The 25,330-nt window shown below is 62.2% G+C and carries 31 protein-coding genes and 2 tRNA genes; 24 read left to right on the top strand and 9 right to left on the bottom strand.

The features are described 5' to 3' along the window. Positions 1–148 precede the first annotated feature (148 nt). From NJD74_RS08695 to NJD74_RS08680, 4 genes are read left to right on the top strand one after another with little or no spacing between them, the layout of a single operon-like run. Positions 149–817, top strand: a complete 669-nt coding sequence (locus tag NJD74_RS08695) for a hypothetical protein (RefSeq protein ID WP_319624006.1) — start codon at positions 149–151, stop codon at positions 815–817. After that, entirely contained in the window at positions 807–998 is a 192-nt protein-coding gene (locus NJD74_RS08690) for a hypothetical protein (protein WP_319624005.1), read from the top strand. Before NJD74_RS08695 ends, NJD74_RS08690 begins: the two co-directional genes overlap by 11 nt. Beyond that, entirely contained in the window at positions 995–1,378 is a 384-nt protein-coding gene (locus NJD74_RS08685) for a Lar family restriction alleviation protein (protein ID WP_319624004.1), read from the top strand. Before NJD74_RS08690 ends, NJD74_RS08685 begins: the two co-directional genes overlap by 4 nt. Further along, the gene (locus tag NJD74_RS08680) at positions 1,375–1,779 is read left to right on the top strand and encodes a recombination protein NinB (protein ID WP_319624003.1); all 405 of its coding nucleotides are present in this window, start codon (positions 1,375–1,377) and stop codon (positions 1,777–1,779) included. Before NJD74_RS08685 ends, NJD74_RS08680 begins: the two co-directional genes overlap by 4 nt. A gap of 11 nt (positions 1,780–1,790) precedes the next feature. Here the strand turns inward: NJD74_RS08680 and NJD74_RS08675 are convergent, their stop codons facing one another. Then, the gene (locus tag NJD74_RS08675) at positions 1,791–2,438 is read right to left on the bottom strand and encodes a DUF4145 domain-containing protein (RefSeq protein ID WP_319624002.1); all 648 of its coding nucleotides are present in this window, start codon (positions 2,436–2,438) and stop codon (positions 1,791–1,793) included. Between NJD74_RS08675 and NJD74_RS08670 the strand changes: the two genes are divergently transcribed. The 4 genes from NJD74_RS08670 (at position 2,437) to NJD74_RS08655 (ending at position 4,302) form a co-directional block, all read left to right on the top strand. After that, on the top strand, positions 2,437–2,628 hold the full coding sequence (locus NJD74_RS08670; protein ID WP_319624001.1) for a hypothetical protein: 192 nt from the start codon (positions 2,437–2,439) through the stop codon (positions 2,626–2,628). The genes NJD74_RS08675 and NJD74_RS08670 overlap by 2 nt on opposite strands. Then, complete coding sequence (locus NJD74_RS08665; protein ID WP_319624000.1) at positions 2,618–2,926, top strand: hypothetical protein; 309 nt, start codon at positions 2,618–2,620, stop codon at positions 2,924–2,926. Before NJD74_RS08670 ends, NJD74_RS08665 begins: the two co-directional genes overlap by 11 nt. After that, complete coding sequence (locus tag NJD74_RS08660; RefSeq protein ID WP_319623999.1) at positions 2,923–3,363, top strand: RusA family crossover junction endodeoxyribonuclease; 441 nt, start codon at positions 2,923–2,925, stop codon at positions 3,361–3,363. The genes NJD74_RS08665 and NJD74_RS08660 overlap by 4 nt, the downstream gene beginning before the upstream one ends. 243 nt (positions 3,364–3,606) lie before the next feature. Beyond that, positions 3,607–4,302 (top strand): hypothetical protein, encoded by a 696-nt coding sequence (locus NJD74_RS08655; protein ID WP_319623998.1) that lies wholly within the window; start codon positions 3,607–3,609, stop codon positions 4,300–4,302. Positions 4,303–4,459: 157 nt separating this feature from the next. Here the strand turns inward: NJD74_RS08655 and NJD74_RS08650 are convergent, their stop codons facing one another. Next, positions 4,460–4,765, bottom strand: coding sequence for a hypothetical protein (locus NJD74_RS08650; RefSeq protein WP_319623997.1), 306 nt, complete (start codon positions 4,763–4,765; stop codon positions 4,460–4,462). 57 nt (positions 4,766–4,822) lie between these two features. On the opposite strand from NJD74_RS08650, the gene NJD74_RS08645 reads away from it, so the two are divergent. The 10 genes from NJD74_RS08645 to NJD74_RS08600 all read left to right on the top strand — a co-directional run bounded on the left by NJD74_RS08645 (position 4,823) and on the right by NJD74_RS08600 (position 11,855). After that, positions 4,823–4,907, top strand: a tRNA-Tyr gene (locus tag NJD74_RS08645). 344 nt (positions 4,908–5,251) lie between these two features. Continuing rightward, a tRNA-Gly gene (locus NJD74_RS08640) sits at positions 5,252–5,326 on the top strand. Beyond that, the gene (locus NJD74_RS08635; protein ID WP_319623996.1) at positions 5,314–5,844 is read left to right on the top strand and encodes a D-Ala-D-Ala carboxypeptidase family metallohydrolase; all 531 of its coding nucleotides are present in this window, start codon (positions 5,314–5,316) and stop codon (positions 5,842–5,844) included. Before NJD74_RS08640 ends, NJD74_RS08635 begins: the two co-directional genes overlap by 13 nt. 8 nt (positions 5,845–5,852) lie before the next feature. Further along, complete coding sequence (locus tag NJD74_RS08630; RefSeq protein ID WP_319623995.1) at positions 5,853–6,296, top strand: hypothetical protein; 444 nt, start codon at positions 5,853–5,855, stop codon at positions 6,294–6,296. Further along, positions 6,293–6,775, top strand: a complete 483-nt coding sequence (locus NJD74_RS08625) for a hypothetical protein (protein WP_319623994.1) — start codon at positions 6,293–6,295, stop codon at positions 6,773–6,775. The genes NJD74_RS08630 and NJD74_RS08625 overlap by 4 nt, the downstream gene beginning before the upstream one ends. Before the next feature lies 1 nt (position 6,776). Beyond that, complete coding sequence (locus tag NJD74_RS08620; RefSeq protein WP_319623993.1) at positions 6,777–7,058, top strand: hypothetical protein; 282 nt, start codon at positions 6,777–6,779, stop codon at positions 7,056–7,058. Between the two features lie 188 nt (positions 7,059–7,246). Next, positions 7,247–7,867 carry a putative metallopeptidase gene (locus NJD74_RS08615; RefSeq protein ID WP_319623992.1) on the top strand — a complete coding sequence of 207 codons (621 nt, stop codon included), beginning with the start codon at positions 7,247–7,249 and terminating at the stop codon, positions 7,865–7,867. A gap of 31 nt (positions 7,868–7,898) precedes the next feature. Then, positions 7,899–8,372, top strand: a complete 474-nt coding sequence (locus tag NJD74_RS08610; RefSeq protein WP_046272767.1) for a DUF2280 domain-containing protein — start codon at positions 7,899–7,901, stop codon at positions 8,370–8,372. 293 nt (positions 8,373–8,665) lie between these two features. Beyond that, complete coding sequence (locus NJD74_RS08605; RefSeq protein ID WP_319623991.1) at positions 8,666–8,938, top strand: hypothetical protein; 273 nt, start codon at positions 8,666–8,668, stop codon at positions 8,936–8,938. Positions 8,939–8,942: 4 nt separating this feature from the next. Then, on the top strand, positions 8,943–11,855 hold the full coding sequence (locus NJD74_RS08600) for an SGNH/GDSL hydrolase family protein (RefSeq protein ID WP_319623990.1): 2,913 nt from the start codon (positions 8,943–8,945) through the stop codon (positions 11,853–11,855). A gap of 2 nt (positions 11,856–11,857) precedes the next feature. Here NJD74_RS08600 and NJD74_RS08595 read toward each other — a convergent pair whose 3' ends face one another. Continuing rightward, the gene (locus tag NJD74_RS08595) at positions 11,858–12,526 is read right to left on the bottom strand and encodes an SOS response-associated peptidase (protein WP_319623989.1); all 669 of its coding nucleotides are present in this window, start codon (positions 12,524–12,526) and stop codon (positions 11,858–11,860) included. A gap of 208 nt (positions 12,527–12,734) precedes the next feature. Here NJD74_RS08595 and NJD74_RS08590 point away from each other — a divergent pair, with 208 nt between their 5' ends. After that, positions 12,735–13,268 carry a hypothetical protein gene (locus NJD74_RS08590; RefSeq protein WP_319623988.1) on the top strand — a complete coding sequence of 178 codons (534 nt, stop codon included), beginning with the start codon at positions 12,735–12,737 and terminating at the stop codon, positions 13,266–13,268. Between the two features lie 52 nt (positions 13,269–13,320). Then, complete coding sequence (locus NJD74_RS08585; protein ID WP_319624172.1) at positions 13,321–13,575, top strand: hypothetical protein; 255 nt, start codon at positions 13,321–13,323, stop codon at positions 13,573–13,575. Positions 13,576–13,605: 30 nt separating this feature from the next. On the opposite strand, the gene NJD74_RS08580 is transcribed toward NJD74_RS08585, so the two are convergent. From NJD74_RS08580 to NJD74_RS08570, 3 genes are all read right to left on the bottom strand, one after another. Continuing rightward, a complete protein-coding gene (locus tag NJD74_RS08580) occupies positions 13,606–14,118 on the bottom strand; it encodes a hypothetical protein (protein ID WP_319623987.1) in 513 nt (170 codons plus the stop codon). A gap of 115 nt (positions 14,119–14,233) precedes the next feature. Continuing rightward, positions 14,234–15,484 carry a Y-family DNA polymerase gene (locus NJD74_RS08575; RefSeq protein ID WP_319623986.1) on the bottom strand — a complete coding sequence of 417 codons (1,251 nt, stop codon included), beginning with the start codon at positions 15,482–15,484 and terminating at the stop codon, positions 14,234–14,236. Next, complete coding sequence (locus tag NJD74_RS08570; protein ID WP_319623985.1) at positions 15,468–15,950, bottom strand: S24 family peptidase; 483 nt, start codon at positions 15,948–15,950, stop codon at positions 15,468–15,470. Before NJD74_RS08570 ends, NJD74_RS08575 begins: the two co-directional genes overlap by 17 nt. Before the next feature lie 149 nt (positions 15,951–16,099). Here NJD74_RS08570 and NJD74_RS08565 point away from each other — a divergent pair, with 149 nt between their 5' ends. Then, entirely contained in the window at positions 16,100–16,312 is a 213-nt protein-coding gene (locus NJD74_RS08565; protein WP_319623984.1) for a hypothetical protein, read from the top strand. Between the two features lie 314 nt (positions 16,313–16,626). Continuing rightward, positions 16,627–16,941: an XRE family transcriptional regulator gene (locus tag NJD74_RS08560; RefSeq protein ID WP_319623983.1), complete on the top strand. Its 315-nt coding sequence runs from the start codon at positions 16,627–16,629 to the stop codon at positions 16,939–16,941. Between the two features lie 16 nt (positions 16,942–16,957). Here the strand turns inward: NJD74_RS08560 and NJD74_RS08555 are convergent, their stop codons facing one another. Both NJD74_RS08555 and NJD74_RS08550 read right to left on the bottom strand, forming a co-directional pair. After that, entirely contained in the window at positions 16,958–17,329 is a 372-nt protein-coding gene (locus NJD74_RS08555; protein WP_319623982.1) for a type II toxin-antitoxin system RelE/ParE family toxin, read from the bottom strand. A 165-nt stretch (positions 17,330–17,494) separates the two neighbouring features. After that, on the bottom strand, positions 17,495–18,658 hold the full coding sequence (locus NJD74_RS08550; protein WP_319623981.1) for an integrase arm-type DNA-binding domain-containing protein: 1,164 nt from the start codon (positions 18,656–18,658) through the stop codon (positions 17,495–17,497). Positions 18,659–18,872: 214 nt separating this feature from the next. Between NJD74_RS08550 and NJD74_RS08545 the strand changes: the two genes are divergently transcribed. Continuing rightward, entirely contained in the window at positions 18,873–19,124 is a 252-nt protein-coding gene (locus tag NJD74_RS08545; protein WP_319624164.1) for a DUF6538 domain-containing protein, read from the top strand. A gap of 518 nt (positions 19,125–19,642) precedes the next feature. Next, on the top strand, positions 19,643–23,047 hold the full coding sequence (locus NJD74_RS08540; RefSeq protein ID WP_319623980.1) for an autotransporter outer membrane beta-barrel domain-containing protein: 3,405 nt from the start codon (positions 19,643–19,645) through the stop codon (positions 23,045–23,047). Positions 23,048–23,802: 755 nt separating this feature from the next. Here NJD74_RS08540 and NJD74_RS08535 read toward each other — a convergent pair. Then, entirely contained in the window at positions 23,803–25,305 is a 1,503-nt protein-coding gene (locus NJD74_RS08535; protein ID WP_083298682.1) for a DUF1254 domain-containing protein, read from the bottom strand. Positions 25,306–25,330 lie beyond the last annotated feature (25 nt).

The following is a 25,330-nucleotide window of genomic DNA, read 5'->3' as shown; positions in this document are numbered from 1 at the left end:
GTGACGCCTGAGGCCTACGCAGACACCGTCACCGAGGGCCTGAGCCGCGCACCACCGGTTGCCAAGCCCTTCGTCTGGGCGATCACCACCGCCAGGGCCCGTCATGCCGAAGGCCCCAAGAAACCCCCGCAGAACACCGGAACCCATCATGGAACACGTGGCCTCGCACCTCCCGACCAAGTCGAGCATTTTATCCAAGCCCGAAAGCAGGGCGGAAACGTCATCGACGCCACGCCTGCAATCGCAGAACGCCATGGATCAGCTGTGGAGACACATGGCTCAGATCTACGGTCACAAGTGGACCAGCGCCTACACGGCGAATCCGGCGGGCGCGGCGGCGGCGACGTGGTCGAAGGGTCTTTCCGGGTTGTCGGGTCGGCAGCTCGCTGATGGGCTGGCAGCGTGCATCGCGACCGCAGAGCCCTGGCCGCCGACACTGCCTCAGTTTCGGATGATGTGCCTGGGCATCCCGCCGTTCGACGCCGTGCGCGCCGATGCGGGCCAGCAGGACGGATTCACCCGGCTGGTGTGGCAGTACCTGAACGGCCACCGCTACCGGCTGGCGAGCGCCGAGAAGGCCGACAAGCTGCTGCTGGCGGCCTACAACCGGGCAAAGGAGTTCGTGATGCGCGGCGGCGAGCTGCCGGCGGCACCGGTGGCCGAGATCGAGCACCAGGTGCGCGAGGCCGTGCCGGCGACGCGCGAGCAGGTCGCCAAGCACATGGACGACATCGCGCGCGAGCTCAACGTGGCGATCGCGGCGGACGAACCGGCCGCTGCCGCCGAAGAGACCCCGGAGGTGCGCCATGCAGCCTGAGGTCGACAAAGAACTGCTGCTCCGGGCGCGTCAGTCCGGCCGCTACATGCGCGAGGCCCACAAGCCGCGCAGCGCAGTGCCGCTGTTCGAGATGGGCGAGCCCGGTCGGCTGCAGCGCAAGGAGTGGGAGGCCGGCTGGGATCAGCGGGATTACGAAATGAAATTGGGAGTGGCCGCATGAGCGAGATCGAGAAGAGGGCGCGGGAGCTGCTGGCATGTCCTTTCTGTGGCGGTGATGCAGCCATCAGAAATTGGCAGGATGAGGAGCCGTGGAGCCATGCCATCGTTGAATGGCAGAAGGTGCACTGCACCGAATGCGAGTGCGAAGGGATATCCAGTTGCCCGGGGTATGAGCCGGACACCGTGCAGGCGTGGAACACCCGCGCCGCCCTCACGCCGCCCGAGGGTTATGTGCCGGAGCGCGCCATGTTGCGGGTTGCAACTGGCTTGCGTGAGAAAGCGTCGCGTTCGGCTCGACCGCTGGAGCGCAAAACTCTGATCGCCTCTGCTGAGGCGCTGGAGAAGGCTGTCAGCGCCGCCCGCCCGGAGGTGCAGCCTTGAGCGGCATCTGCCCCGAAGACTGGCAACAGCGCGGCGAGGGGATGATGACCCCCAAGCAGCAGCGCATGCTCAACGCCATCTGCGGCGACCTGGCCGCCGGGCTGTCTTGGCACGGCCAGCGCCTGACCAAGGACGACTGGCGCCACATGGTGGCCGGCACGATGCTTGGGTGGCGCCTGATGCCGGCGATCGACCGGGGGCATGGCGCCCCGGGTCACATCATGCTCGGCGGCTCCAGCCTGAAGCTCACCAAGTCGCTGGCCTGCGACGCCATCACCGTTCTGGTGCAGATCGGCGACCACCCCGAGGAGCAGGGCATGCGCGCCAAGCCGGTGCGTTGGTCTGACACGGTGCTGCTCGGGCTTGGTCACAACCCACACGATTTCGCGGAGGCTGCATGAACCAGCTCTTTCTACTTCTGCGCCTCGGCTGCCTCCTTCCGAAGCCTCACTCGCGCCGGGAGTGTGAATGCATAGGTCAAAAAAAGCTCAGTGAAGCTGGCGATCTGCGCAATTTCGGCTTCAGACATCTCTTCTTCATCGTGAGCACCGGAATTGCCGTCCAATCTTATGACATGCGCCCACTCTTTCAGATCGCTAGTGAGCCGGCCTGCACTATGAAGCGCGTCGATTCGAGAGGCCAAATTCTTCGCGGCCAGCGTGGGGTCGAGCTCTCGCGTTGCCACGTCGAGCGCCTTGCGGTACATGGCTGCCGCGGCATCCATATTTCTGCGTTTCGCATTATCCGCGCCCTGCTCGAACGCTCGCAGCACCACTGGCGAAATATGCTCAGGCGCGGTCGTTCTGAGAGTTTCTGGGTACACGCGGACAACGTCCGCAGAATTCTCTCGCGCGACCCTCCGTATTTCGCCGGAGGCATGGGACAGCCAGTCGATACCCATTCTCCCTGTTTGCATCTGGACACATACGACCTGATGGCATCGATTGCATTGGAACATCGCAGTCGGATGGTGGATCGGGATGTTCGTGGCGCCGGCGAGCGTCATCCCAATCTCTTCCGCCAAGCAGTGCGGACAATTGCCAACGTAGGTAACAGACATGTCTGATATTCCTTTTCAGTCCAAGAAGATTGAAGGCGAGCTGCGCCACATCGACGCGACTTGCGCGGTACGCCTGTTGGACAATTATGACCGGTGCTCGTCCGTTGAGAAACTTGATTTCGTGGCGGCCCTCATCGCCGCCATCTTGGTCGCGCGCGCCCAGTCAAAAGGCGGGTCCGGTGCACAGTAACTATCGCGAGCGAGCCCTGCTGGACCTGGTCTACCAGGTCGAATGCACCGTGCAGATCGAGAGCTGCTGCGAGGGAGGCTTCGGCGAGCCCGCACACAGCAACCAGACCCGGCACGGCAAGGGCGGAGGCCTCAAGGCGCACGACTGTTTCGTGGCCAGCGCTTGCCGTAGCTGCCACCGCGAGCTGGACCAGGGGCGGCGCTTCACCCGCGAGGAGAAGGCCGAGATCTGGCTGCGCGGGCACGAGCGGACCATGCTGGCGCTGTGGCAGATGGGCCTGATCCAGGTGGCCGCATGATTATCCGGATCGTGGTCTATGGCTCGCCGGCGCCGCAGGGCAGCAAGTCATTCAAGGGGCTGGCCAAGAGCGGCCGGGCGATCCTGGCTGAGTCGTCGAAGAAGGTCCGGCCATGGCGGCAGGACGTCAAGCTTGCGGCCCAGCAACTGCGCGCCCAGCTAGGGCTGCAGATGCTTGATGAGCCGCTCGTGGTGCGCATGACGTTCACCCTCCACAAGCCGCTCAGTGCCCCGAAGCGGCGCAGGGTCTTCCCCTGCAAGCTGCCGGACCTCTCCAAGCTGGTCCGATCGACGGAGGACGCGCTGACCGACGCCGGGATCTGGCGGGATGACGCCCGGGTCGTGGAATGCCTCGCTGCCAAGCGCTATCCGGGGGAGGGAGCGGATGCCCTCGACGCACCTGGGTGCGTTATCGAGATCGAGAGGATCGCCCTGTGACGGCAAATCCCTACACCGAGCAAGTGGGCGGCCCGCGCGGGACGGCGATCGTGAGCCTCGTCGTCGCCTGCCGGATCGCTGACAAGTACCGGAGTCGCCTGCCCAGCGTCAAAGAGTTGCAGGACGACTTCGGGATGCACAGAGCCACCGCTTACCGATGGCGCGCCGCACTGGCGAGCGCGCGCGGCATTTCTACCACTAGCACCACCCCAGGAGAGAACACACACGGTTGACCGCCGCGAGATGCTGGCCCGACTGAACGCGCAGACCGTGCGCTTCGACGTAGGGCAGGGTGGGGGCGCCCCCAGCCTGACCACGTCCGATATCGCCGCTGCGCTGGGTATGGTGCCGGCCGGGCTTGGACGGGAAGTGATGGAGGCGGTGTATTTGCCTGATGGTGCCATCCGGCACCGCGGCAAGCTGGCCGAGGCCGTGCTCGCCATCGTGCGCCCAGAGTTCACCCGCCGCGCGCGGGCGCTGGCAGAGGCCGAGGATGATCTGAGCTTCTCGAAGGAGATGGTCAGCCTCAGCCGACGCAGCATGTCCGACGCCCAGCGACGGATCCTTCGGGATCGGGAGGCCGCGGTGGAACGGGCACGCGCGAAGGCCTGGCCGAAGAACACCTATCAGCACCTCTCCCGCATGGTCGACGCCGTGGTGCTGGAGCTGGCCAGCGGCAATCGATGCGAAGAATGCCGAGGAGCTGGCGTCATCGAAGACAAGGGGTGTGCTGGATGCAGGTGCACCGGCATCGAGCCTTTACCCGATATGCGCAGGGCCGCTGCAATTGGCTGCCATCGTTCCGACTACCCGAAGCGGTGGAAGGATGTCTTCGAGTGGCTGCTGGCAGAAATGAATCAGTCCGGGGAGATGGCTTCACGGCAGTTCTCTCGCGCAATGAGCAACCACGACGGAAGCCCGCAAGCCCGCGCGGCATAGGACTCGAATATGTAGAGTTGCAGACTCTACATTCAGACGTGCAGAATCCTCATCATCGCGAGGTTTGGCCATGGCCAACTTCGCCATCTTAGATAAATGCGCGCCAAGCTGATGTACAGCTGTGTTGGCTATTAATTGGCCAGGATATTCCGTAGCCTCAAGGCTTCAGAAGCTGGAGGCGCGTAATGCAGAATTTTTCATGGTTGATCGATATATCCGATGCCGCTTGGGGTGATTGCCCTATCGGCATACAGCTTTGCGTCAACGGCGCAAAGGCCTTCTCTATAGGTGATTTTTGCAGGCGCAGCGGGCTTAACCCTGAGTCCAACTGGCGTGCTGTTTTTGACCAATGGGGCTTGGAGAACGGGTACATTGGCTTTTCTCCTAGGAAAGGCTCTGGGTTAGAGCATAGCTTTGTGGTGCGGAGGGGAAGCTTGGCAAATGACGTCAGCTCAGGCGACATGTAACAAATCAGTACCTGTTTGACAGCCCCGCCATCGAGCGGGGCTGTTTCATTCACGGGGTGCGTTGCCAGATGGGCGCTGGGCCGGACTGTAAATCCGGTGTCTTCGACTCGCGTGGTTCAACTCCACGGCACCCCACCACAAGCAACTCACTCGCGCTCGATCTTCTCGATGAAGTCGCATTGAGCAGCGAGCAGCCTATTGTGTCGACGCGCAAGCTGGTTGAGGGGCCACACCGCCTCGGCAGGCATAAGCTCGGCACCCGTTGCCCAAGCGCTTATTGTTTCCTTCGATAGGCCAAGCAGGTTTGCCAGCCCCGATTCCCACCGAGGGCCGCACAGAATGCGGCCAACGATGATCAAGTGCTGCTGGCGGGGGTAAGGGGCGAGTGGTGCTTGAGTATTCATGGAAGTGATCTCCGTGATGGAGATTGCACTACAACAGTTCTGTGGGAACCGTCAACGGACGCCTCCCAGTCAATACGCGCGGGCCTGGCCGAGTGGCTTAGGCATCAGCCTTCCAAGCTGACTACATGGGTTCGAATCCCATGGCCCGCTCCAGCTATGCCCGCTTCCCCGACCGGATCAACCCTTGCGCCCAGCCGGCAGCGGGGCGGGCGCCTATCATCGTCACAACTGTCGAGGCCGTCATGCAACTCACTGCCAACTTCAGCCTGGCCGAGCTGACGGTCACCAGCCGGAACATGCCGAATGTCCCGAACGAGGCAGAGGTCTTCAACCTCTCGTACCTGGCAAGGGAAATTCTGCAGCCCCTCCGTGATGCGCTGGGACAGCCCGTGCTGGTGAACTCCGCATTCCGATCGGAGGCGGTGAACCGCGCAGTGGGTGGCACGGCCACGAGCCAGCACCGGCTGGGGCAGGCTGCGGATATCCGGGTGCCGGGTATGTCATCGATTGATCTGGCCCGGAAGATCGTCGCCCTCGGGCTTCCCTTTGATCAGGTGATCGAGGAGTTCGGCAGCTGGGTCCATGTGTCCTACGGGCCCCGGCATCGCCGGCAGCAGCTGACCGCAGTGAAGCGTTCCGGGAAGATTGTCTACGTGCAGGGGATCCAGTGAGCGAGCCCGTGAGCACACTTAAGACAATCGTCGGCACCTTTACCGCGGCAGTGGTGGCCCCCGCCACCGCAGACGCCCTCCGCGCGGCGGAGCGGATGATCCTGGGCGTGCCTCAGTCTGTCCTATTGGTGGCGATCGCCGGTGCTCTTATCGGCGTGCTGCTGCTGCCCGAAAAGGATGCCGATCGGGTCGCTGCCGATGCCAGCCGTACTCGCGGCCACCGCTGGTTCCAGACGGCAGCTCGAATGCTCGCCCTGGGATTGGCTGTCATCTCCTACGCCATCGTGGCCGCATGGCTCATCGCCGTAGCGGCGACCTGGTTTCCTTCCCTGACCGGCGCACCGCAGTTACCGCTGGCGGGGCTGTCTGGCGTGGTCATCCGCCGAATGCTGCCGGGCTACCTGAAGGTGGTCGAGCGCATCACCGGCAACATCGGAGGCGAGAAGCCATGAGCGTACTGTTACGGTTGGCCACAGCCCTTTGGGGCCTGATCATCGGCGCGGTCGCCGATGCGGTGGAATGGCTGCGCAAGCCTGGCAGCAAGATCAAGGTGGTCTGCGCGGTACTTGCGTTCGGCTTCATGGTCGCTGGCCTTTCGGCGTATGAGAAGGAGCAGCGGATCCAGGACCTGAGCGCTCAGGTGGTCAAGGTGCGTGCGGATTGGAAGGCCGACACCGCGCGCCTGCAGTCTGACGTGGAGCAACGCGATGCCCGGCTGGCCGAGGTAGCGGAGACGCTCCGGGCCGAGGCACAGAAGCTGGAAGCCCTGAAGGCCGAGAGCGCCGCCGCACTGAACGGCTTGGCCGGCAAGATCGAGGCGGCCGAGAAGGATGCCACCACCTGGCGCGAGCGATACCAGCAGCGTCCTGACAGCTGCAAGGCCGCGCTCGAACTGCTCGACTCGGCCTGCCCGGCCCTGAAGGGGTACTGACATGCGACATATCGTGATCGCTGCGGCGGCCTTCCTGACGGCATGCCAATCGGCGGCTCCCAAACAGAACCCTCCGGCACCGACCGTGATGCAGTTGCCGGTAGCCACCTATGTGCCTATCGACCCCGCGCTGTGGAAGCGCTGCACCTGGGAGCGAGAAGGCAGGCCATCGGCAGTGTTCGAGGTCAGCAACGGCCGGAAGCGCTGCCTTATCCAGTACGAGGCCCAGTTCGGCGCGATCGAGCAAGTGCAGGGGAAGCCGGCCCCGGGCGATAAGCCCTGAGCCGGCGCACCCCCTCACTTCTTGCGCCGGTATTTCAGGTAGACGGCGGCCGCCCCGGTGAGTGCTGAAATGAGCATAGAAATGCCCGGTAACGTGATTTCCATGTGTCTCTTTTTCCAGTGGGTGTGGGGGTAGCAGACAACCTCCAAACTTTTAGGTCCACTTGCGGAATTTCCGTCCAACGTCTCATGAGCCGCCCACTCCCACCCCCTGATCTTCTGGAAATCGACCTCGAAGACATGTCCATGCGGTTCCGGCCTGCTCCCGATGTCTGGGAGTGGATCGAAGCCGAGGTGCTGTCCGAGGACGGGAACCTGCACAACCCCGATCACCTTCACCTACAGGGTGCAGATGTGGGCATCCTCTGGGCGGGCACCTGTTTCACCAAGCAGGGTAGGACCGTTGTCGGCCAGGCCGAGATAGTGGCCTTCCGGGCAGGTGGGTGGCAGAAGGCCCGCATGGAGCGCCAGATGGTGGACTGGTTCGGGCGCGTACCTGAAGTGGTCATCACTCTGGCCGCCGATTACTGCTCCAGCTGCACCGACACGGAGTTCTGCGCTCTGGTGGAGCACGAGCTCTACCACGTTGCCCAAGAGGCCGATCAGTACGGAGCCCCGAAGTTCCGTAGGGATGGATCCGCCGCCCTGACGATGCGAGCCCATGACGTGGAAGAGTTCGTAGGGGTGGTTCGCAGGTATGGGGCAGGGGAACAGGTCCAGAAGCTCGTAGACGCAGCACAGAGGCCGCCTGAGGTGGCCAGACTAGATATCGCCCGGTCGTGTGGCACGTGCCTGCTGAGGGCGGCGTAGGCACGACCTGGCACGACAAGGCTGAATACAGATGCCCGCGCTCGACGCCCAGGTGAAGACCTTCATCGTCCAGCAGTTGGCGTGCTTCGACACGCCCAGCACGGTGGTGGAGGCGGTCAAGACTGAGTTCGGTCAGGCCGTGAGCCGCCAGACGGTGGAATCGCACGACCCTACCAAGCACGCAGGGCGCAAGCTGGCGCAGCGCTGGGTCGAGCTGTTCAACACCACCCGGGAGCGCTTCAAGGCCGAGACGGCGGACATTCCCATCGCCAACCGAGCCGTCCGGCTGCGCGCGTTGAACCGGATGGCCAACAAGGCCGAAGGGATGAAGAACATGGCCTTGGCCGCCCAGCTCATCGAACAGGCGGCCAAGGAGACAGGCGGGGCGTACACGAACCGCCAGCAAGTCGAACACAGCGGCCCCAACGGTGGGCCGATCCAGAGCGCCGACATGACCCCCGGCCAGTTCCGAGAGGAGGCGAAGAAGCTGCTGCAGGAGGTGTGAAGTGGGCGAGCTGACCGCTCAGCAAAAGCTGGTTGCGGCCGAGCTGGCGCGGGAGGACTTCTATTTCTATAGCCGCTACACGTTCCTGCGGAAGAAGGGCTTCCAGTGGATGCGGGCCAAGCACCATGCCCCTCTGTGCGCGGCCTTGGACCGGGTCTATCGGGGCGAGTGCAAGCGCCTGGTGATCAACCTGCCGCCGCGGTATTCGAAGACCGAGATGGCGGTCGTCAACTGGATGTCCTGGTGCCTGGGCAAGGTGCCGGACTGCGGCCCAGATCGAAGGCGCTCTGCGTGTGCTGTTCGCCGTGGATCGGATTGCCGTCGAAGACCTGGGCAATGCGCGAATCCGGGTGCACATCGGCCGCAAAGCGACGGAGGACGACTACTTCCTCGGGAACGTAGGTCAGTGGGTGCCGTCGGCCGCCGGCGTGGCCTTGGAGTTCCGGACCTACGAAACGGACGAGCCGTTCGAATTCGACAGCACCAACTATCTGCAGCTGCTGGTCGGCGACGACGGAGCGCTGCTTCTTGGCCATGACGGCTATCAACTCATCGGAAAGGGGTAAAACCGTGGCAGAGAAAGAGCTGAGTCAGTATCCGTCTATCGAGCAGATCGGCAGTAGCACCAGGTTGGCAGTCATTGAAAACGGGCGAAACGCTCAAGTGCCGGCTGCCGTGCTGGGTGACTTCGTAGGCGTGCAGATCGAGGCGTCTGGTCTTCCCTCGGACGTTGAAGCCCTGAAGGCAGGCCAGCAAACCAGTTCAATTTACAAGGCAACATTGGCAGAGCTTCAGGCTACGCCCGGCTCCTACGCTGGTCAGGGCGGCTTTGTACCTGGTGTAGGACAGTTCAGCTGGAGCGGGTCTGCGTGGCAGCTCATCGCATCCGATGTGCTCGCGGACAAAGCCAACCAGGCCCCAGTGAACGCTCTACTGGAACGGGTAGGAGCAATCGATTCAGGGGTGTACTACCGGGCTCTTGGCGATTTGCCGACAGGAAACCAGGGGCTTGCAACGGACTTTTCCGGAGTCGGTCGCGCCTTTGTTTCGACGACTGCGGTTATTAGTAGTGTTGCGGCGTGGATCAGCCCAGCTGCGTCGGCAACGAAGTTGCGGGTTCGCGTATACAGCCGGTCCGGAACAGGTGCAGGGCTTCCCGGTAGTGGCATCGACTCGCTTCAGCGTGAGGTGGTCGTGCCACTCGAAGGCATTCGCACGATGCTGGGAGGAACTGGTCCGGTGATGGTGCGCGCGAAATTTGCTCCGCTTCAGGTCGGCACGAAGCTTCCGACGCTGGTCACATTCGAAGCGCTGGATGACAGTAACGCACCCGCATTCATTGGGTACTACACCGTAGCTGCCCCAGCGGGCTATCACTTCGGTTATGTAAAAAGTGCCTCCAGTGGCAACTGGATTGCGCTGGGTTCGACCGCAGCGGTTCTGGCAATGATCGCCGATCATCAGGCTGAATCCATTCCCGGTACGACTGTTGGGTATACCGACGTCTCGTGGGTTGAGCCCAATAGTCATGACTGGGAGAATCCGACTTTCGCTGGCTGGGCACGGTCTTTCGTCGGACAGGCCGGCATGGCTTTTAATGCCGTATCTGCCTATCTGAGTAACATGGCGCTAGGCGACCTGGTGCAGGTGCGTGTGTTTGCTCGCAAGAGCAGCGAAAGCGCATCGCCAAACCTCCCCGGGTCTCCTGGGATTCAAGACATGCATCTGGGGACATTCGCGTTTCCCGTGTCGGCAATCACCGGCGCGGCGATGGCGGGAAAATTCTATTTCGACGTTGGGAACATTCAGATACCGGCAGGACGCTATCCGCTGGTAGAACTCGCGGGGCTTCTCGCCAATGGCACCAAGGCTGCGCTCGGTGCCGGAAGGACGGATTACAGCAGCGCGCCTGCTGACACTACGTGGATGCTCCCAGCCGCAGGCGCGTCTGGCTTCACTCTTCTGGCTCAGAACCGTACGGTCAGTATCGGCCTGGCCAACAACGTCACCAAGGCGACTGAGCTGGTGACTGGCCAGATGTTTCCGGCCGTAGCCGCGCAAGGCGTGGAAATTGCCGACATCAAGGCCCAGCTCGGATCGATTGTGGCGGGCGGCAGCTCTGAGGGAATGGCGGATGCAGCAAAGCCGCTGATGGTGATCAATGGGCTTACCGTGAACCTTGCCGGCAGTACTGCAGTGATTGATGGTGTCCCTGTAGTTTTTGGTGGCTCTTTTGCGCTTGATCCCCCCGTCGCCGCATCGGGCAGCACGGCCTCGCTGCCGCTGAAGTACAGCCAGTTCGGGGCCGGCTCATACCCGACGCAGAACCCGAATGCCATGCTGTGGCGTCGCCGTCTGAGCAGCGTTGTGGTCACCAGGCAGTCGGACGGGGTTGTGCTGGTGCAGGGCACCGACTACGGCGTGGATAGCGTCTGGGGCAAGCTCTATGGCATGAAGAACGTCGCTGATCAGGTGGTGGATGCGAGTTACAACTACGCGCGGGAGCGCTATGACCTGCTGCAGCTGGATCCAGTGACCATGACGTGCTCGGTCGTAAAGGGGGCTGAGCGTGATCTCGATGCGCATGACTATGCGCCGGTGGCAAGTAATCGGTTCATCCCGCTCTATTACCTCTACGTCCGCGCCGGCACTATCACCCCCGTTCCGGTACATCTCTACCAGGACGGCGTGAGGAAAGACACGCGCGTTGTCTTCGATGGAATGTTGTCCAAGGGCAAGCGAATGATCGGCCGCACCAGGCGCAAGCTGCAGCGAGGCCAGGCAGTCAAGGTGCTTGGCTACGGTGACTCGATCACCAGCTGTGGAAACCTCGACCTGCTCTGGTATTTCGAGACGCTGCCTCCTGACAACCGCGCGGCAATCCCGACGTATAACCGCGCCGACAGTGGTGTCGCCTTCGCCACCCGCGTCTCGTGGAACTGGGTAGCCATCCAGGCGGTCAAGGCTGCCTATGGTTATGTGGACAGCCACGAGAGCAACCTGGGAGGCCTTCCGGTCCTGACCTACGTGAACAAGGGCATCGGCGGCACCAACTCGAGTGGCTCGGCAAACAACGGTAGCAATGCCACTCGGTTGGCCGACGCCCTCGCCAGCGGTGCGGACGTGATGGTGTTGGCTTTCGGTATGAACGAGATCGGGTCGGACAGCACCTTCGATAACATGGCGAGCATCATCCAGCAGGCTCAGGCTGCCGGGATGGATGTTCTGGTGATGGGCGTGCCGAAGACCAACGCCATTACCGACGTGCGCGATATAGCGCTGTGGCGGAAGACCAATCGCACGCTCCAGCTGGTGGCTGACGCGACGGGTTGCCCCTTCGTTCCCATCAACTGGTTGACCGATCAGGGGGGCGGTGGCCTGCCAGTTGCGCCAGAGCATCTCTGCAGTGCGAACTACTTCAACCATCCAGGGCTGATTGAGCTAAAGCACTATGGCCTGATGCTGTCGAAGTTCTTCCTTTAGACCTAAGCCGCCACCGGATCCAGAAGCGCCTCGCGGTTGTTCCGAGGCGTGTTTACCGCCCGGCTGACGCGATAGGCCTCCATCGCCGGTGGCTCGCTGGCCAGCAGCATCGCCATCGCGTCGTCGGGCTCGGCCGCCAGCCACTCATCGGCCTGGCCGGCCGTCAGCCACACCGGCATGCGGTCGTGGATATCGGCAGACACACCACTGCTGTCGCTGGTGATCACGGTGAAGGTGCCCAGGTTGTCCGGGTCGAGCAGCGGGCTCGTGTCTTCCCACAGACCGGCCGCCAGCAGCGGCCCGGCCGCGTGGATGAACCACGGGTCCTTCTTCCCGTCCTCGGCGTTGACCGACCACTCGTAGTAACCGGCCATGGGGATCAGGCAGCGGCGCTTCTTGAACGCTGACCGGAAGGCCGGCTTGGTGGCCACCGTCTCGATGCGGGCGTTGATCGTGGAGCCCTGCAGCTTCTTGGCCTTGGCCCAGAAGGGGAGCAGGCCCCACGACAGCCGGGTGACCTGCAGGCCGGTGCCGCGATCGAGGATCACTGAGGCGCGCTGCGTCGGCGCCAGGTTGTAGCTCTCCGAGATCGACAGCAGGTCGCCGACCAGCTGGGGGAAGCCCAGGGTGTCAGCATTCCGGATGGGGGTCTGGACGAATAGGGCGCACATGGCCGAACCATACCCCCTCGCGGTGCCGCCGGCCTTCGCGCGGCCTGCACTCCCGCAGTTGGGGGCGGGTGATCCCCACACCAATCCGAGCAGTCGCCCTGTTATGTAGCGTATGGGACCTAGCATTCGCGTAGGGATTTTCCTGACACGTCAACCCCTAGATGTGCAGTTACACTAAAAAATCACATTGCCGACGCTAGGAATTTGTATGAAAAGGATTGCTTTGTTGCTGTTGGTCTGCGGCTTTGTCGGGGATGCGTACGCCCAAAAAAGCGGGTTGTCTATAAGTCCGAAGGATTGGTACGTCGTAAAGGTCGCCCCCGATGGCGCCGAACTGATCAACTTGGTGGACAAGAAGACTCGCTCTCGCAAGACCGAGTTCGTGATTCAAAGCATGCATATCTACGGCGCAAAGACTCCTGCCGGTGTTGATTATGTCATCTCGGACGTGGTCTACGATTGCAGTGTAGAAGGGCGGCACTACGACAAGCGGCATGTTCCGATGCGTAACTACGACGAGCTATCTGTGCAAGCCGCCAGGGTAGAGGTTCCGTATAAATTCGAGGTTGCTCCACGGAGTTCCACTACCTACATGGTCTGGAAGAAGGCGTGCGACAGCGCCATGAATGGGAAAATACCTGCTGATGCGATACAGGTGCAAAGCTTTACACCTGGCCGTGTCTATGCCGTTGAAGTTGAAGAGGTCGTCAGCCATGTCCGCAAGATGATGAAAGCGCGATAAAGAACAGTGCTGCGCGGTGGCCCGAAGCTCTCGGTGCCGCCGCATCTACTGTGTGAATGTCTTTGATTTTGCAGCCGCTGACATCAGTAGTGTTCTTTTGGATATCGTGGGCAAGGTCCATTGCCTAATCCTTGAAGTTGCGACGGAGCCCGAGGTCCCTGCAGCGGGTCACGACCGGACGATCATCAACATCAAGCCCGAGCACGTGGATGCTTGGCTCAACCCCAACCCGGCGGACCTGGACGCGCTCTACGCGATCTTCGACGACAAGCGGCATCCGTTCTATGAGCACCGACTCGCTGCATAGACTTGAGCGGCGCCATCATTGATGAAGCCGCTAATCGGTTGGTGTACTAACGGTGTTTTGTTGTGAGGGAGGTGAATTTGACGGCGTCGACAAAATCGACTCCAGTTGCTTCAGTGTCATGGCGTCGGACGCACGCTGTAGTCTAAGCCAGTTGGTAAACCCCCAGCACGACAATATCAGGCCGGCGATCGAGAAGCCCACTCCGACCGCAAAGTAGAAGTTGTTCTGCTCCACAAGGATAGCTACTCGATCAGTTTTCTTCATCAGGGCCGCGGAGCTCTCGAGCCCGGCGTCTCGAGCTGATTCGTATTGCTCGATTTGCTCCCGGGTTCGCTCAGGGTTCTCTCCAAGGCGATCGCTAAGCCTTTGGAAAGCATCCGCCCGTGCGGTCGAAATGGCCACCTCTGTCGTAACTTCATTGAGGTAAAGCTGGATTTCAAATACTTTGCTCGAGGGATACCCTAAGCCGATCACTATGATAAATAGACCGCATAGCGCCGAGAATTTGTAGAGGTTGTCGGTGGGTAGGGATGGTATTTCCAATTGTGCTTCCCCTTAGTCAATGAGATCGATGTTAGAGACACCATCGAGTTATGCGGCAGCATACCCGTTACGCTGGGCGCCCTAGGCAACCATCGCCCAAGTCCAGTGCGTCTAGCTAACACCGTACCCGAGGCAGATCACTGACGATTGTTGTGTAGTTTGGCGAAAGCATGTGCTGCCGCATTCCCCATGCGGGCTTGTCCTTCCAGCCCGAAGCGCCCAGCCCGGCTACGCCCCGGCCGAATTTCCGGTTGATCTGGTCCAAGGTATCCATGAGCCTCTGGTCGCCGGCAACCGCTGGCGCGAACAGGTCCTGCTGAACGTCTTCTGGTCGCGCTAGATCGAGCAGGGCGACACCAGCCTTCTTGTACGCGATGCCTTCCTGCAGCAGCCCGCGGAGCATTCGACGAACCATGCCCAGCACCAGCATGGTGTCGCTGGTCGCCGCCGGCAGAGCTATCGTCCTGTTGGCGGCGTGCTGAGGCAACTCCGGGCGGAAGGTGTCGGAGTGAGCGAAGATCCACAGACCGGAAGTGACTAGGCCTCGAGCGCGCAGCTTTTCGCAGGCCCGCACGGCGAAGGTGGCCAGCGCCTGGGCTACGGCCTCGTGGTCGTGCACCCGGTCAGCGAACGAGCGACTCACCATGATCTGCTGCCGATCGGGCTCCACTTCCTCTAGGGACATGCACGGGTGGCCTTGGAGCTCGCGCTGCGTACGCGCCAAGGTCACCCCGAACTTGGAGAGGATGTCGTCCGCTGGCGCATCCCGGAGGTCGGCCGCGGTGCGGACGCCCATCGCCACCAGCTTCGGCGCCAAGCGCCGGCCGACGCCCCATAGGTCTTCCACTGGAAATTTCGGCAGCAGGGCATCACGGGCCGCCCGGTCGCCGAGATCCACCACGCCCGTGCCGGTCTTCGCCGCCTTGTTGGCGAGCTTGGCCAGTGTCTTTGTCGGCCCGATGCCGATGCAGTTCGGTATTCCGGTCCAGCGGTGCACCCGGGTGCGCAGCTCCTGTGCGAAGGCCTCGCGGTTTGGCACGGCTGTCAGGTCGATGAAGCTCTCATCGATGCTGTAGACCTCCACGCGCGGCGCTGCCTCCCGCAGGATGGAAACGACCCGAGCGCTCATGTCGCCGTAGAGGCCGAAGTTCGCCGATCGCATCTGCAGCCCGTGCCGACGCACCAGGTGCTTCAGTTCGTGGGCCGGCTGACCCATCTTGATGCCCAGTGCCTTGGCCTCGGCCGATCGAGCGATGGCGCAGCCATCGTTGTTGCTCAGCACCACCAGGGGGACGCCGCGCAGCTTGGGCTGGAACACGCGCTCGCAGCTGGCGTAGAAGTTGTTGCCGTCAACGAGGCCGAACATGGCCACGCCTCCGCTGAATCTGGCGCACCACCCCCACCACCGCGAAGACTTCCACCTCCGTGCCCTGGTCAAGGACGATGGGAGGGAACTCGGGATTGGCCGAGTGGAGTTCGAGGTGGTGTTCGAAGGTCTTGAGCACCTTGCAGGTTGGCTGGTTGCCATCCCAGACCGCGATGACCAGGTCGCCGGCCTGCGGCGTCACAGAGCGGTCAACCACCAAGATATCTCCGTCGCTGATGCCCACGGCCAGCATCGACCAGCCATCGGCGCGGTATAGGAACGTGGCGGACGGATTGCGGACCAGCAGCCGGTGAAGGTCGATCGACTCGTCCATGAAGTCATCGGCGGGCGAGGGGAATCCAAGCCGAGCGCGCACGCCGGCCAAGGGGACGAAATGCGCCGGGCCATCGATCGAGACGGGCCCGATGCAGGTGGCGAGGGTGTGGGGTGGGGTGATGGACTGCATGGGGCGAACTCTGGCCGGTAGGTGTCTCACCGTTGGAGACGGCGGGCATGTTAGTAAAATTACTAAGAAGTCGCGCATGACGCGACCGTGGTCAGGTGGCGTTGCCTCCGTATCGCCCTCTGAGACCACCCGCATTCACCATCACCATCATGACGAAAGCGACCGACGGTAAGGCGCGCTGGGCGCGCGCAAAGGCCGCATCCCTCTGGCAGCAGGCGGATGCTCTGGACCTGGAGCGAGGCGGGGACTGGCGGGCGAGGGCGACTGGCCGGCGCGGCGCCGACCGGCTACGCGCCGAGGCAGCGCGGTTCGAAGGCATCGCCAACCGGCTGCAGCCTTTGGACGACGACTGGGCCGCCTGATTGACTGACCCCAAACTGACCCCAGGCCACTGGTAAGGCGTTGATTTCCTGAGGCCGCCAATGATCGCGGGTGATCGGCTTAGTCGTTGTTTCTGTTGATCTTCCGCGACGTTGACATGGTAGCGGTCGGATGGACACAGGGTTAATTAGACCGATCGATGTGCTTGATGGCTGGCCGATGTACGTGCCCAAAAAAACTGAACGCTGAATCCTAAGGCCATTTTTGTAACGACTGCTTGACAGTGTTGTCAGTATTTGTATAATCCTTCGTCTATCCAACTAGACAACGCTCCCGAAGCGACGGAGCTATCTCTATGAACAGTCAGAACATCTTCCAGATGCTGAGCAACGATCCGGTTGAGTTCAACATTGACGCACTGAAGGCCAAGCTGGCCGTGGCGCTAGTCGCGCTTTGTCGCGATGAGAACCTCACGCAGGCGGCCATCGCAGAAAAATTGCAGGTCAGTCAGCCGCGCGTGAGCAACCTATTTCGAGGTCGCTTGGAAAAGTTTTCGATCGACTCACTCTTGAGCATGCTTATCCGCAGCGGCTACAAAATTGAAACGAGCTTTGATCCGACCAACAAAGCGATGCCGATTTCGCTGGAAGTAAAAAGGGCGGCGCTCTAAGAGCGCCGCCTCCCGGTTAGATCATCTTCAGTCGAGCTTCAACCGTGCTGATAAGGGCACGATCTGTACCTTCTGCCGTCTTCTTTCCAGCGTAAAGAATGATCATTTTGCCTGCTTGCTTCATCGTGTAAACCACACGAAGCGCCGGGCTTCCCTTAAGCCTGATCTCCATCGCGCTGTAGCCTTTCGACACGTGGAGGTGTCGAATGTCTAAGCTTGGCGCTTGTCCATCGGTCAGGAATGAGATGCACGTGGCGATTTGCTTCGCTTTGGATCTCGGGACCGATGAGTAGAGCTCTTCCAGCTCTTTCCTGGCACCCCCAACGAAGTGAAGTTCGCGGGTTTGAACGTTCCTGCTCTGATTACTGTCGTCGTTTTCTGTACCCATGGTGTGTCAATACCTCGTAGATGATTAGTCGTCGTTTCATATGTCTTCTCACTTTGTGGGAGTGGACAAGCCTGCCGGAATTGGCAGGCACCGGCATGTTATGCCTACGTGTATAATATTTGCAAGCAAAATGTGATCGCGATCATATTCCCGGCTAGGCCGCTTTTACTTGGCTGAGGTGAGGCTGCCCTCGCAGAAGTTCTGCCACGCGCTCATGAGCAGGCGACGTTTCTCGACCAACGCGCCACGACGGTAAGCAGCCTCTGTCTTGTCTCTTATGGCATGCGCCAAGGCCATCTCTGCGACGTCCCTAGGGAAGTCCGTCTGCTCCGCCGCCCAGTCTCGGAAGCTTGAGCGAAAGCCGTGCACGGTGAAGGGCAGGCCGAAGCCCTTAGGGGATGGCTTCTGGAGCAGGTAAAGCATTGCATTCTCCGACAGCGCGAACGGCGGAGCGGAGCGGGGCAGGCCGGCAAGGATCCCTGCCGCCGCCGGCGTCAGGGGCACGACATGCTCCCGACCTCCTTTCATTCGTGACGCCGGTACGGTCCACAGCATCGCGTCTAGATCGAACTCGGCCCACGTGGACCCGGTAACCTCCTCGGTACGGGCCGCCGTGAGGATGGTGAAGCGGAGCGCCCGTCGCGACTTCGCGTCGCGTTCCGGCAGCCTGGCCATGAAGGCAGGCACATCGACGAACGGCATGGCCGCATGGTGCCGCTTCGGCTTGACCTTGCTTGGCTTGGGGAGGAGGTTCTCCAGGTGCCCGCGCCAGCGCGCTGGGTTATCCCCATCGCGCAGCCCGTGAACCTTCGCCCAGTCCAGCACGCGCTCGATGCGGCCGCGCACGCACGTAGCTGTCTCAGTCTTGGTGGACCAGATAGGCTTTAGGCATGCCATTACTAGGGTGGTGTCGACCTGTGCGATCGGCAGCGATTCGGGTGGGCCGTAATCCCTGAGCGACTGGACCCACTGGTCGGCCTGGGCGTCGTTCTTCCAGCCAGCGCGGTGCGCGTCGATGTAAGCCTCCGCAGCCTGGCCGAAGGAGGCCCCTGCGCTCCTCGCTGCCCGGCGGGCGGCGATGGGATCCTCGCCGCCGGCGAGGTACTTGCGATGCTCCAGCGCCGCGCCACGCGCTTCTTGCAGGCTGACCACCTGAGTGGAGCCCAAGCCCATCTCTCGTAGCCGGCCACCGCGGCGGAAGCGCAGCACCCATGACTTCGATCCGGTCGGCTTGACCAACAGGTATAAGCCACCGCCGTCGGCGTGATAGCCTTGCTTCGTCAGGGTTTGGACCGCCCTGGCGCTGAGCCGGTTGATCGGGCGCGCCATTAAAACCGTCCCATACTTTGTCCCATACTTCCGGGCGCGATTGAGTGAGACGGCATGATATGGGTGTGGAGTCGCACGGACTGATACGCCTAGCTATAGAGCCAACATGAGGCGCAGTGAGACGACACAATCGGCCACTCTCTCCGCCAATCATGCATAAGTCGCTGATTCTAAAGATGAATTTGTGGTGCTTTTTGATGGGCCGGCGGAAGGTATGCAGAGGCAACGCGCCCATACGCAGCCACGCCATTTGAGTCGGTCCGAGACCGGTCGCTGGTCCTTCGCCCAGCGTGTCCCCGTTGAACTTCAAGTCGTGCTCGGCCGCCGGCTGATGAAACAAGCGCTTCGAACGAAAGAACCGTCGACGGCTTCCGTGTGTGCGGTCGTGCTGGGGCGCAGGCCATGTTCGGCTCTTCGCACTATTGAAGGATCAACGCGTGGCCAGGCTCAGCAAAGCGGATGCTGACCTGCGCATTGATTTGACGAGCGCTGAGAACGTGACGTCGCCCCCGGCCTGGGTGGCGGGCGGGTTTATAAGCCGGCACGGTCGAAGCGATTGGAAGGCGGCGTAGCATCGCCTGGGAGCTGCTACGTGGGCGTCCTGACGGCGTCGAACTCGTGCGTCTTGAAGGCCGACCGGCTGCAGGCGCGCTACCTCAGCAGAGCGCCGTATTCACGGAAAAACTGCCAAAGGCGGTCCTGGTTGCGCTTGATTTTTGAGCGGGATGGGCCCGCTTGTTAGGAAGCCAGTAAACATACTGACGAGCAACCGGCAGTTGTGCGGATGCGCACGGCATAACGCAAAAATAGACTCGATGCTCCCAAGTGGAGCTCGACATGTCATCTAAGCCGATGGGTATGGCAAAGGGGACGGGGGATGTCTGCACCGCCGCACAGCCGGGTCAGTGTGGAACCTGTGGATGCTCCAGATTGTGGCGCTCTCGATGGGGCTCGCGGCTGAGCGCGTTGGCGTCCGCCTGCTTCATGAGCTATGCCACTTTTGCGGCCCCGCCGGACGACGGGGTGGAGCCCTTGCCAACCCTGTCCGGAACGACGCTGCTGACCGCACCGTCGGAGGGGGCTGGGTGCCAAGGCATCCAGACCAGCCCTCGCGTGGTATCGCTGTGCGACGGCGCCACCCACGCGCTTCCTGACGCGACGATTCCCGGGACGACCTGGGACGTGGTCCGGGTGGGGTATGGCACCACGGCTACGTTCAACGGTTACAACATTGTGGCAGAGATACCGACCGGCGGTGCCGGCTTCTTCAGCCCAATCACCGTGTTCAGTGGGCCGGACGGTGCTTATGCGGTCGCAACCGGCACATTCACCAACACCACGATCTACATGGCACCCCAGTCCCTGGCCAACGCCATCGCGACCACGGGGGGCGTGCTCAACCTGGAGGCGGGGACGGTAGTGGGCCTCAATCCCGCCAACACCTACTCGCCGACCATGACGCTCGCAGCACTGACGGCGTTCGGAGGCGGTGTGGTCAATGCGAACGGAACGGTGGTCAACTTGCCCACCACCTTGGCCACCGCGTTCCAGATCACCAACACGGGCCCCGGTGGTGGGTTGCCTGGTCAAAGCGCGCTTGGCCAGATCAACGCGTCGAACATGACCGTCACGTTGGGCGATGGAATCGCTGGCACCGGCCGGACCCGTGGAGCGTTGGTCGGGGGCGAGGCCGAGTTGAACCTGACCGACAGCACGATTACCGCAGGCAACTACTCGCTCGGTATCTACAACTACTTCGCCGGGTCCTATACAGGCGCCATCGCAGGCTCCCGATCAAATGTCCTCCGCAGCTCGATCACGCTCGGCAATGACAGCGTTGGGTGGTGGGGCAATGGCGCACTCGCACCGGCCCGCCTCACCGCCACCGACAGCCAGTTCAACGTCGGCACCGGAAGCTGGGGCCTCTTCATGGCCACGGGCGCTGTCGGGCGCCTTACGAACACGACGGTTTCAGCAGGTGCGAACAGCTTCGGTGCCCTGATGCATGACGGTACCAGCCTGACCATCGATGGAACCAGCGCTATCACCGCGACCGGAGCAGGGTCTGTCGGCATTCGGAACGACTCTGGAGCCGTCGTGTTTGGCCCGGGCACTCCGGGCATCACTGGAGGTGATCTCGGCTTGAATGGCCTCGCCGCAAGCACCTCCGAGCTTCAGTCCGGCAGTTCGCTGCGGGTAGGTGTAGGACAAGAGGCAGCGACGGCCATCCAATTGGACGCAAGCACGTTCGCTGGCGCCGCGGGTTCGTCATTGGCCGTCTCGGCAAGTGGCTCAACGGGCACCGGCATCTCCCTCACCAATGCTGCTGTCTTCAACCATGCGGGCACCATTGCCGTCTCCGGCCCCGGCACCGCTCTCTCGGCGAACGGCAGCGGCACGAGCGCAGTGCTGTCGGGTGGAGGAACTGCCAGCGGTGGTGGGGCGGGCGCCCCGGTAATCCAGGTCAGCGACGCAGCAACCTTGGACGCGACCAACGTGGTGGTGAACTCTGCGGCTACTGGCGCGGCCGTGCCTGCCCTGTTGCTCACGGGAGCAGATGCCTCAGTCCGGTTCGCCGGCGGGCGCCTGAGCAATGCCCAAGGCGGCACGGTAACCATCGAAGGAACCGGGGCGTCGGTTGATCTGAGCGATACCCAGGTTGGTGGCAGTGGGCAATGGTTGGACGTAGGCCCCACTGCCAGCGGCCCCGCGGCGGCCGATGGCACCCTGACCATCGCCCGCTCCACGCTGACAGGCTCCGCTCAGACGGCCCTAGGCAGCACGTCCTCAGTCACGCTCATCGACAGCACGTGGTTCCTAACCGGCTCGTCGGTGCTGACGAACCTGGTCAACGACCCCAGCGTGATCGATTTCGCTCCCCCTGTCGGCCCACCCACACTGGCCAGCAGCTACAAGACGCTTACCGTGAACAGCTATGCCGGCGATGGGAGGCTGGCGATGAATGCTTGGCTTGCGGCCGATGACTCGCCCTCTGATCGCTTGGTCATCCTCGATGGCACAGGGACGGGGCCGGGCGCCATCCAAGTGCGGAACACTGGCGGGGCAGGGGCGCTCACCGCCGCAGACGGCATCTTGTTAGTGCAGGCGGTCAACTCGACCACAGCCGCTGATACGTTCGCACTTTCGGCCCCCGTCGTGGCCGGGCCGTATGAGTATTTCCTTTACCGCGGAGGTGCCAGTGGCGTCGGCTCCGCCGACAACCAGAACAGCTGGTTCCTGCGGTCGACGATCGACTGCGCCGCCCCCGGTGCTCCGGTCCCGCCATGCCCAGCACCGCCGACCCCTCCGCCCGTTCCGCCGCCGACACCCCCTGTTCCACCGGTGCCTCCGACGCCTGCATATCGGCAGGAGGTGTCTCTTGCCGCAGCGTTGCCGGTCATGTCCGCGCTGTATGGCCGGGCCCTGGTTGACACGCTGCATGAGCGCGTCGGCGACCAACACCTGCTGAGGCAGCGCACCGATCTGGACGAAGACCGGACCGGCTTGAACGGCGCGTGGGTGAGACTGCTGGCCCACGACGGCGAGCGGGACGGCGGTAACCAAGGAATTTACGGAAACCGTGGCCCGGGCTTCGATTACCGATTCCAAGCGCTTCAAATTGGGTTGGACTTCTACCGCTCCATCGACTCGGAGGGCAACCGTCAGCACGCAGGCGGCTACTTGGCCTACGGCAAGGGCAAGGGAGACGTCCGCCACAACCTGCTGGATCATGACTTCCACGCCGGCAGCGACGAGTTCGATGCCCGCACGATCGGCGCCTACTGGACCGGGTTCAACGCCCGCGGCGGCTACCTGGATGCCGTGGCCCAATACACGTCATATGACCTGCGCGCGCGATCGACACGGTTGCCCGACACCTTCACCAACGGCAATGGCACGGTTCTTTCGCTTGAGGGTGGGTGGCCCTTTGCCTTGGGATCGGGGGACACTGCGGAAGAACTGACGGGCTGGAGAATCGAACCCCAAGCGCAAGTGATCTGGCAGCGCGTGGAGATCGACGACTTGGTCGATGACATCGCGCGCGTGCGTTACAGCGATGGCGATTCAACGGTGGGCAGGTTGGGCGTCCGGCTCAACCGCATCGGCAGTAGCCAGGGCCGCAACGGCCGCGCCCGCGCCAGCGATGCGTGGCTTCGCCTGAACGCGTGGCATGAGTTCAACGGCTCGCCCAGGACAGAGTTCTCCAGCGCGACGGGGTATGTGCCTTTTACGGCCGACCTCGGCGACAGCTGGGGCGAAGTTGGTCTGGGAGGCACGTGGCAGGTGAGCGATACCGGCTATCTGTTCGCCGACGTGGATTACACGTGGAGCTTCAACGGCGATGAGACATCTTGGAACAGCAAGGTGGGCATGCGTTGGAACTGGTGACGAAGACGAACAGGGCAGGGCGGGAGTTTGCAGCGGCGCTGCCAAGCCCCCGTCGTGTTTGCCGTGGACATCGATCGGCTGTGGAATTACAGCCATGATCGCCTGAGGATGGCCTACACGGAGTAAGCCCCCACAGCATGGCGCCTCAATGAAAAAACTGGCTTTGATCGCACTTTTCCTCTCCATCTGCTTCACCCTTACCGGATGCATCGCCCCCTTTCGCGTAAAAGCGCGTGCTTATGCGACTGCCGAGATGACGCCGCCGCACGTCCTGGCCCTCCGCCGGCGCCCCCGCGGTAACGAAGGGATGAGCGGTTGCAGGGCTGTAATCGCGCGGCCAGCTCGATCACCACGGGTACTGACCGGCTACCTATGAGATGCCGGGCTTGAGCGCGTGATCAACAGAAAGGCCCCCTACTTGGGGGCCCTCTTGCTGAAGCGGGAGCATTGATGGCGGATATTCCAGTTCGCTACGACGGCGATACTGTCGTGCTGAGTCACTTCGCTCAGGATCTTTTGGTTTCCGTAGCAACAACCACCGCTGTCCATCACGACAATGCGAAGACTCGCTCAGTGTCCACCCCAAGGCCTTGCTTCGAGTTCGACGCGAAGATTCCTGGAAAGATGAGCGGGGCCCCCATCCTTGGAGGCGATGGGGCAGTCATCCGCGGGAAGCGAGTGTTCTCCTGGTTCCACGACGTTCTTGACCCGAACTTAAGAGACGCAGCAATCGGACCGAGGGGATGGCCGTCCTGCTACTGCTTTTCCCCCGTAGACGTTTTGACCACGGCGGGGGTGGTCCAACGGCCATCCAGCAACGCCGGCTTGGGACGGTAGTAGCGCATGAACATCACGAACGGCCCGTCGGGTGCCGGCAGCCAATTGGCCTGCTTCTCTTTTCCTGGCGATTCGGCCTGGATGTAAATCGTCAGTCCGCCATCTGCGTCTTTCTTCAATCCCGGCAACATCGGCGAGTTGATGAGATAGCGGTTGAGTGGATTCTTGACCAGCAACTGCTGCGGCAAGCCATACATCGTGACCGACCAGAAGGCGTCCACGGGCGGCAGCTGGTCCTTGGCAAAGCGCAGTGTGTATGCACCTTTGCTGCCGTCCAAGGGCTGCCCATCGGAATCCTTGTCCAGGATCGGATACATCGCCTCTTCGCGGGAGTTCGCGCCGATGCCTACCTGGGTGCCGGTGGCACGGGCGACGTAGTCGTTCTTCAGGAAGTCCCGGTTGCCGAACAGGGCATCGGTCTTTCCCCCCAGCGACGCGCGCTTGTCATCGATCTGTTTCTGCCCCTCGGCCATGCCCTCCTTGAGCGCGGCCTGCATCGGCGGCGGCAGGCGGTTGGCATCGAATGGTTTGCCAGGCTCGACGCCCAACGTGGCAAAGCGTGCACGCAGGGCAGACTCGCTCGGATGCGGCGGCTGCGCGAACTGCAGGAGGAAGGCCAGCTGGTTGAAGAACTCCAGCGACGTGCGGTCCTGCGCGGGCGGTGTTGGTTTGATCCATGCGATGGCTGGCGCGGGCGGCGGCGCCGGCGTACCCGCGAACGCTGACAACGGCTGCACCTTGTAACCGGCCTGGATCTTCTTCACGTTCTCCAAGTCTGCGGCGTTAAAAAGCTGCGTCCGTCCAACCACGCTGACCAGGTCGGTCTCAGACCGGATCACCTTGCTGACGCCATTGGGGGCCTCGCCCTTCCAGCCCGGCCCTGCAATCAGGAAGCTGCCGCCGTCATTGCCGGTAGTGCGACTGCCGATGTAGTCGAAATTGAAGGTGTAGAGATCCATCAACTGGAAAACGAAGTAGCGGTCTTTCTCCATCTTCGGCACGGTAATGACGACCGGCTCCGCCCGCAGATCCAGCATGGCGAAGGAATAGGGCGTATCCGAATTGGGCGTGACGAAAGCGGTGTCGTCCGGGGTGAACACCCGGGCGATGTTCAGGATGGAATTGAACGGCCCCTTGTACTGCGGGTTGGCGGTATCGACGTTGAACGCGTAGACGGTCTTGTAGGTGTCCACCATCGGGACACCGTAGACATACGCGTCCCTGGCGGTCGTCCTGGCTTCGTCCAACGCTGACGCGTCTGCCGGCGCTTGCGCGGACGGAGTCGGTTGGCTCGCGCTGGCGGCCGGGTCCGTCTCCTTGCCGGACGATGCCCGTTCGTTACAAGCACTGAGCGTCATGCAGCCAGTGAGGACAAGGAGCAACCCGATCCCCGGAGCAGACGGAATTCGATGATCGTGCATGCGGTATCTCCTGGGTGGTCTAGTT

This window comes from Stenotrophomonas sp. RG-453 (genome assembly GCF_033843685.1).
Classification (GTDB): Bacteria; Pseudomonadota; Gammaproteobacteria; order Xanthomonadales; family Xanthomonadaceae; genus Stenotrophomonas; species Stenotrophomonas bentonitica_A.
The sequence above is the reverse complement of the archived record's forward strand: the minus strand, read 5'-3'. Positions and strand labels throughout refer to the sequence as shown.